Source organism: Intrasporangium chromatireducens Q5-1 (assembly GCF_000576575.1).
GTDB classification, from domain to species: domain Bacteria; phylum Actinomycetota; class Actinomycetes; order Actinomycetales; family Dermatophilaceae; genus Intrasporangium_A; species Intrasporangium_A chromatireducens.
Genome location: NZ_AWQS01000191.1, coordinates 1 through 7,292, shown reverse-complemented (window position 1 = coordinate 7,292; position 7,292 = coordinate 1). Strand labels below are relative to the sequence as shown.

5 protein-coding genes and 1 pseudogene are annotated in these 7,292 nt (G+C 70.3%); 4 read left to right on the top strand and 2 right to left on the bottom strand.

Annotation, left to right across the window (positions count from 1 at the left end; all coding sequences use genetic code 11):
• Positions 1 to 452, top strand: a pseudogene (locus tag N864_RS25130) (ABC transporter permease); the annotation flags it as partial.
• Positions 453 to 635: 183 nt separating this feature from the next.
• The gene (locus tag N864_RS17000; RefSeq protein ID WP_034719619.1) at positions 636 to 1,730 is read left to right on the top strand and encodes a mannose-1-phosphate guanylyltransferase; all 1,095 of its coding nucleotides are present in this window, start codon (positions 636 to 638) and stop codon (positions 1,728 to 1,730) included.
• A gap of 96 nt (positions 1,731 to 1,826) precedes the next feature.
• Here the strand turns inward: N864_RS17000 and N864_RS26460 are convergent, their stop codons facing one another.
• A complete protein-coding gene (locus N864_RS26460; protein WP_081793979.1) occupies positions 1,827 to 2,252 on the bottom strand; it encodes a PIN domain-containing protein in 426 nt (141 codons plus the stop codon).
• Positions 2,253 to 2,454: 202 nt separating this feature from the next.
• Here N864_RS26460 and pta point away from each other — a divergent pair, with 202 nt between their 5' ends.
• On the top strand, positions 2,455 to 4,530 hold the full coding sequence (gene pta / locus N864_RS16990) for a phosphate acetyltransferase (RefSeq protein WP_034719627.1): 2,076 nt from the start codon (positions 2,455 to 2,457) through the stop codon (positions 4,528 to 4,530).
• Positions 4,531 to 4,604: 74 nt separating this feature from the next.
• The gene (locus N864_RS16985; protein WP_034719624.1) at positions 4,605 to 5,807 is read left to right on the top strand and encodes an acetate/propionate family kinase; all 1,203 of its coding nucleotides are present in this window, start codon (positions 4,605 to 4,607) and stop codon (positions 5,805 to 5,807) included.
• 3 nt (positions 5,808 to 5,810) lie between these two features.
• On the opposite strand, the gene N864_RS16980 is transcribed toward N864_RS16985, so the two are convergent.
• Positions 5,811 to 6,977: a nucleotide sugar dehydrogenase gene (locus tag N864_RS16980; RefSeq protein ID WP_034719617.1), complete on the bottom strand. Its 1,167-nt coding sequence runs from the start codon at positions 6,975 to 6,977 to the stop codon at positions 5,811 to 5,813.
• Between the last annotated feature and the right edge of the window lie 315 nt (positions 6,978 to 7,292).

Below are 7,292 nucleotides of genomic sequence, written 5' to 3'. Positions count from 1 at the left end.
CCTCGCGCCCGGCGCTGCTCGGCAGCCACGCGCTGATCGCCCTCGCCGGCAGCGCCGTCCTGCTCGTCGTCACCGGCCTCGGTATGGCGCTGAGCTACGGCCGCGCGACCAGCGGGGTGGGTGCCGCGTTGCGTCACCTCATGCCGACGGCGCTGGCACCGATCCCGGCCGTGTGGGTGTGTGTCGGGCTCGCCCTCGTCGTGTTCGGCGCGCTGCCCCGGTTCGTCGTCGTCGCGTGGGCGGTGCTCGCACTGTTCGTCGTCATCGGTGAGTTCGGCCCGATCTTCAAGCTCCCCCAGGCGGTCATCGACGCGTCGCCGTTCGTGCACGCGAGTGTCGCGCCGGGCGGGTCGGTGTCCGGTGCCCCGGTGGTGACGCTGTTGCTCATCGCGGCTGCGCTGGGGATCGCATCGGTGGGCACATTCCGCCGCCGCGACCTGGCGACGCCGTGACCCCCGATCGACAGTGCACCCGTTCCCATCGAGAGTGCAGCAGTTCGCATCGACAGTGCAACAGTTCGCATCGAGAGTGCAGCAGTTCCCATCGAGAGTGCTCCCGTTCCCATCGAGGGTGCAGCAGTCGCGATCGACAGTGCAGCTCTCGAGGCGTCGTGGTGACCCAACTACAGTGACGGCGTGACCTCAGCGATTCCCGGCTTCTGGGCCGTCATCCCCGCCGGCGGGTCTGGCACCCGCCTCTGGCCCCTGTCACGGCGGTCGGCGCCGAAGTTCCTGCTCGACGTGACCGGCTCCGGCCAGTCGCTGCTGCGGGCGTCCTGGGCCCGGCTCGAGCCGCTCGCGGACCACCGGATCCTCGTCGTCACGGGTGCGAGCCACTCCGACGCGGTCCGGCGACAGCTGCCGATGCTGCCGGCGGAGTCCGTTGTGGCCGAGCCGTCCCCCCGGGACTCGATGCCGGCCATCGGCCTGGCTGCTGCGCTCGTCGAGCACCGGGACCCCGGCGCCGTCATCGGGTCCTTCGCCGCTGACCACGTCATCGATGACGAGGCTGCGTTCCACCGGGCGATCCACGAGGCGGTGGCCCTCGCGAGGACGGGCGAGCTCGTCACGATCGGCATCGAGCCGACCGGCCCGGCAACGGGTTTCGGCTACATCCGCGAGGGCGCCGCCCTCGACGTCAGCGGGGCTGAACACGGCCGACGCGTCGAGGAGTTCGTCGAGAAGCCGGACCTGCCGACCGCGGAGAAGTATGTCGAGAGCGGCGAATACCGTTGGAACGCAGGCATGTTCGTCGTCCAGGCGTCGACCCTGCTGGAGTTGCTCGCCCAGCACCACCCCGAGATGGTCGCGACGCTGCGCACCATCGCTGCCGACCCAGACCGTCTGGAGGAGCTGTGGCCCTCCCTCACCAAGATCGCGATCGACCATGCCGTCGCGGAGCCGGCGGCGGCGGCAGGGCGCGTCGCCGTCGTGCCCGCTGACCTCGGTTGGGACGACGTCGGCGACTTCGAGTCGATCGCCGGCTTCTCCGACGGCCACCACGGGCCGGACGGGATCATCGTGCTCGCAGGCACCGACGACATCATCTCCGTCGACGCCACGGGGGTGGTCTCAGCAGGCAGCGGCCGGCTGGTCGCGCTCGTCGGCGTCGAGGACGTCATCGTCGTCGACACTCCGGACGCCTTGCTGGTGACGACCCCGGAGCGCTGCCAGGACGTCAAGAAGGTCGTCACGCAGCTCGCCGAGATGGGCCGCACCGACCTGCTCTGAGTCTCGTCCGCGGGTCCCCGGCAACCAGGGGGGTACAGCGGGAGGTCAGCGGCGCCCGGAACGGGGCTCAGCGGCATACGGCCTTCTCGGGCGCGTCTAACTGGATGGCCGTGAGCGAGCGGGACGGTCTACCGACCCGCTCACCCTCGAACGGACCGTTCGCCGGAGGGGGGTCAGGACGAGGGGCGAAAATGCCTGGGTCAGGCGCGCCTGGAGCGACAAGGCAGCAAGGTGCGCATCATTGAGGTTCCCCCGCGTCCGGGCTTCCGTGAGCAGCTCGGCCACCCGATGCAGGTGATCGACGGCGGGCCGGATGATCTCCGCGCCTGGCTGCTCCAACCAGGCCCTGACCTGGTCGGCGGCCTGGGCGGCCGACAACGGATTGTCGAAGAGCCTCGCCATCGTGCTCAGTCGCGCGCAGGCGAGCACCACGGTCCAGTCGAACAAGACTGACGTTCCTCCGGCCAATGCTTGGTCGAGCCAGCCTCGAGCGTCCTCGTGGTGCGCACTGTCTGCGTTGATCGTTCAACGCCTGCTTGAACGACACAGCCCGCTTGCGCATCCGCTCGCGGATCATCCGCTCGGTGTCGGTGATGCCTTGCTGTCAACGCCCCGTCTCCCGCACGGTATGCCGCTCAGCTCGTCCCAGCACCCGCGGGGTCGCGGCGGGGCCGGCTTCCATGGGCGGCCGGGCGAGTCCCACGACATCGAATAGCCTGTGCGCGTGTCCACCAGTGTCTATCTCGCGTCCTCGGAGGGCATGTCCGGCAAGTCCGCCGTCGCCCTCGGCATCCTCGACCAGCTGAGCCGTCGAGTGGAGCGGGTCGGGGTGTTCCGGCCCATCGTCCGGGCCAAGGACGCCTCGAGCGACCACGTCCTCGAGCTGCTCTTGTCCCGCCTCGACACCGACTTGACCCCCGAGACCGCATCCGCCGTCAACTACGACGACGTGCACGCCGACCCGGAGGGCGCGCTGTCGACGATCGTCGACCGGTTCCACGCCGTCGCCGACGGCTTCGACGCGATGCTCATCATCGGGTCGGACTACACCGACGTCGCCTCCCCCACCGAGTTCGCCTACAACGCACGGATCGCTGCGAACCTCGACGCGCCGATGGTCCTGGTCATCTCCAGCGCCGACCGGACCCCCCACGACGTCGCGACGGCGGCCGAGCTCACCGCGACCGAGGCGGTGGCCCACCACGCGCGCGTCCTCGCCGTCGTGTCCAACCGCGCCGAGCCACAGTCGATCCCGGCCGTCCACGCAGCGCTGACGCGAGCGCTCGGGGACACAGCGGCATACGTCATCCCCCGGTCTGCGGTCCTCGAGGCGCCCACGGTGCGCGACCTCGTGCGGGCCGTGGACGGCACCCTGCTGCACGGCGACGACCGGCTGCTCGACCGCGAGTCTCTCGGCCTGGTCGTCGCGGCGATGACCCTGCCCAACGTGCTCGATCGGCTGTTCGAGGGGTGCACGGTCATCGCCCCCGCCGACCGCGGCGACGTCCTGCTCGGGCTGCTGCTCGCGCACCGCTCCGAGACGCTGCCCACCCCGTCCGGGATCGTCCTCAACGGTGGCTTCGACCTGCCGAAGCCGATCGCCACCCTCGTCGACGGCCTCGACGTCCACGTCCCGGTCGCCACGTGCAGCTCCGGCACGATGGCGACGACCGCGGCCCTGGCCGCCGTGGCCCCGCGGATGACCCGCACCGCCACGCGCAAGATCCAGACGGCACTCACCCTCTTCGACGAGCACGTCGACGGGGCAGCGCTGCTCGCACGGCTCGACGTCACCCCGAGCAGCGTGGTGACACCGCTGATGTTCGAGCACCAGCTGCTCGACCGGGCGCGGGCAGCCGGCAAGCACATCGTCCTGCCGGAGGGCGGCGAGGACCGGATCCTGCGCGCCGCCGACCAGCTGCTGCGCCGCCGGGTCGTCCGGCTCACCCTGCTCGGCGACCCCACGGCGATCCGTTCGCGCGCCAACGAGCTCGGTCTCGACGTCAGCCGCGCTGACCTCGTCGACCCGCAGGACGCCGACCTCCGACGCCGCTTCGCGCAGGAGTATGCCGCCCTGCGCGCACACAAGGGGGTCACCGCCGAGCAGGCCTGGGACGTCGTGGTCGACCCGAGCTACTTCGGCACGATGATGGTCCAGGAGGGCCTCGCCGACGGCATGGTCTCCGGGGCGGTGCACACGACGGCCCACACGATCCGACCGGCGCTCGAGGTGATCCGCACGACTCCGGACGTCACGACGGTGTCCTCGGTCTTCCTCATGTCGCTGGCCGACCGGGTCCTCGTCTACGGCGACTGCGCGGTGATTCCCGACCCGACCGCGGAGCAGCTCGCCGACATCGCGATCTCGTCCGCCGCGACGGCGCGTCAGTTCGGCATCGAGCCCCGCGTCGCGATGCTGTCCTACTCGACCGGGTCCTCGGGCACGGGCGCGCACGTCGACAAGGTGCGCCAGGCCACCGCGCTCGTCCGCAGCCGGGCCCCTGAGCTGTCCGTCGAGGGACCGATCCAGTACGACGCGGCTGCGGACGCAGCGGTCGCCGCGACGAAGCTCAAGGACAGCCCGGTCGCCGGGCGGGCCACGGTCTTCGTCTTCCCCGACCTCAACACCGGCAACAACACCTACAAGGCGGTTCAGCGCACGGCCGGCGCCGTCGCGATCGGACCGGTCCTCCAGGGGCTCCGCAAACCGGTCAACGACCTGTCCCGCGGCGCCCTCGTGTGCGACATCGTCAACACCGTCGCCATCACGGCGATCCAGGCGGAGGGGGTGGCGTCGTGAGCGCCGATCCGCGTGTGGACACGACCGAGGAACAGGGGAGTCCCGGAGTGCGGGGCAGCGGCGTGGCCGAGGGCATGGCCTCCGTCGTCCTCGTCATCAACGCCGGGTCGTCGTCGCTGAAGTACGAACTGCTCGAGGCCGAGTCGGGCACGACCTACGCCACCGGCCTGATCGAGAAGATCGGCGAGTCCACCTCCCACGGGCGTCATACCTCCGATGACACCACGGCCGAGCGGGAGGGGTCGTGCCCCGACCACGCCACGGCGTTCGAGTGGCTCGTCGAGGCCTTCCACGACAACGGACCCGACCTCGACGACGTCGCCCTCACCGCGGTGGGACACCGGGTGGTCCACGGCGGCGCCCACTTCACAGCCCCGAGCCTGATCACCGACGAGGTGATCTCGGAGATCGAACGGCTCATTCCCCTCGCCCCCCTGCACAACCCCGGCAACCTCGAGGGCATCCGCGTCGCCCTGGCGAAGTTTCCCGAGACGCCGCAGGTCGCCGTCTTCGACACGGCCTTCCACCAGACGCTGCCGCCGGCCGCCTACACCTACGCGATCCCGAAGGCCTGGCGGGTCGACCACCGCATCCGCCGCTACGGCTTCCACGGCACCTCCCACGCCTACGTCTCCCGGCGCACCGCGCAGCTGTGCGGCCTGCCGCTCGACGAGGCCAACGTCATCGTCCTGCACCTCGGCAACGGGGCGAGCGCGACTGCGGTCGCCGGCGGGCGCAGCGTCGACACGTCGATGGGCCTCTCGCCCCTCGAGGGCCTCGTCATGGGGACCCGGCCGGGCGACCTCGACCCGTCCCTGCCGGCCCACCTCGCCCGCGCCGGCCTCGCCCTCGAGGACTACGACCGGGCGCTCAACAAGGACAGCGGCCTGAAGGGGCTCGTCGGCACGAACGACTTCCGGGAGCTGACCGACCTCGTCGCAGCCGGGGACGAGGAGGCCGTCCTGGCGCTCGGCGTCGTCGCCCACCGGCTCAAGAAGTACATCGGCGCGTATGCCGCCGTGCTCGGTCGCGTCGACGCCCTCGCCTTCACGGCGGGCGTGGGAGAGCACAGCCCGGTCCTGCGTGCGGCCGCCCTGACCGGCCTCGAGCGCCTCGGGATCGAGCTCGACGGGGACGCGAATGCCGCGGCCACCTCGGGTGAGCACCTGATCTCGACCGCGGACAGCCCGATCGCCGTGTGGGTGGTGCCGACCAACGAGGAGCTCGAGATCGCCCGCCAGGCCGCCGCCCTCATCGCGGCGGGGGCAGTCCGGTAGCCCTCAGTCGCGGCCGTAGATGTCGCGCGTGTAGACCTTGTCGACGACATCGGCCAGCTCGTCCGCGTGCCGGTTCGCCACGATGACGTCGGCCTCGCGCTTGAACTCCTCCAGGTCCCGCACCACCCGCGACCGGTAGAACTCGTCGGCCTCGAGCGTCGGCTCGTAGACGATGACCTCGACGCCCTTGGCCTTGATCCGCTTCATGATTCCTTGGATCGAGGAGCTGCGGAAGTTGTCCGACCCGGCCTTCATGACGAGGCGGTACATCCCCACCACCCGGGGGTGCCGGTCGAGGATGTCGAACGCCACGAAGTCCTTGCGCGTCGCGTTGCTGTCGACGATCGCCTGCATCAGGTGCTGCGGCACGTTGCGGTAGTTGGCGAGCAGCTGCTTCGTGTCCTTCGGCAGGCAGTAGCCGCCGTAGCCGAACGACGGATTGTTGTAGTGCGTGCCGATCCGGGGGTCGAGCCCGACGCCCTCGATGATGCCCTTCGTGTCGAGGCCGTGCCGTGCGGCATACGTGTCGAGCTCGTTGAAGTACGCGACGCGCATGGCGAGGTAGGTGTTGGCGAACAGCTTGATCGCCTCGGCCTCGGTCGACTGGGTGAACAGCACCGGCACGTCGTCGTCCGCGGCGCCCTCGACGAGCAGCTCGGCGAACTGCTTCGCCTCGGCGGTCGTGTCGCCGACGATGATCCGGCTCGGGTGCAGGTTGTCCCACAGCGCCCGCCCCTCGCGGAGGAACTCGGGCGAGAAGATGATCGACGCCCCGGGGTGCTGGTCGCGGACCTGCTTGGTAAACCCAACGGGGACGGTCGACTTGATGACGATCGTGGCGCTGGGCTGGTGCGTGACCACGTCGCCGATGACGGACTCGACGGACGACGTGTCGAAGAAGTTCGTCTGCGGGTCGTAGTCGGTCGGCGTCGCGACGACGACGAAGTCGGCGCCGGCATACGCGTCGGCCGGGTCCAGGGTGGCGCGGAGGTTGAGGCCGCCGCTCGCGAGACACTCCTCGAGCTCGGCGTCGATGATCGGCGAACGCCCCTCGTTGACGAGCTGGACCCGCTCGGCGGACAGGTCGAGCGCGACGACCTCGTTGCGCGCGGCAAGGATGGCGGCATTGGACAGGCCGACGTACCCGAGGCCCACGACAGTGATCTTCACAGGCACAGGGTAGAGGTATGCCGCTCAGCTGGCTTCCGTCCGACCCGCTGGCTCACGCTCAAGGAGGGTTCTCACGCTGGCGCTGCGGTCGGTCCCCCGACCGCCGGGAGGCTTCTTCACGGGCAGGCGCGGGGGGCATCCGTGTGAGCAGGTTCCCTGACGGCCGAGGACGACCAACCGAGCCGCACGATAACGACTAATGGGCCGCTTCGGACGGTTTCGGGCAATTTCGGGACCTTTGTGACGGATGGGACGGAGTGGCCCCTCGACGGGTAGTGGCCCTTGTCGGTTGGTGGCCCTTCGTCGGTTGGTGGC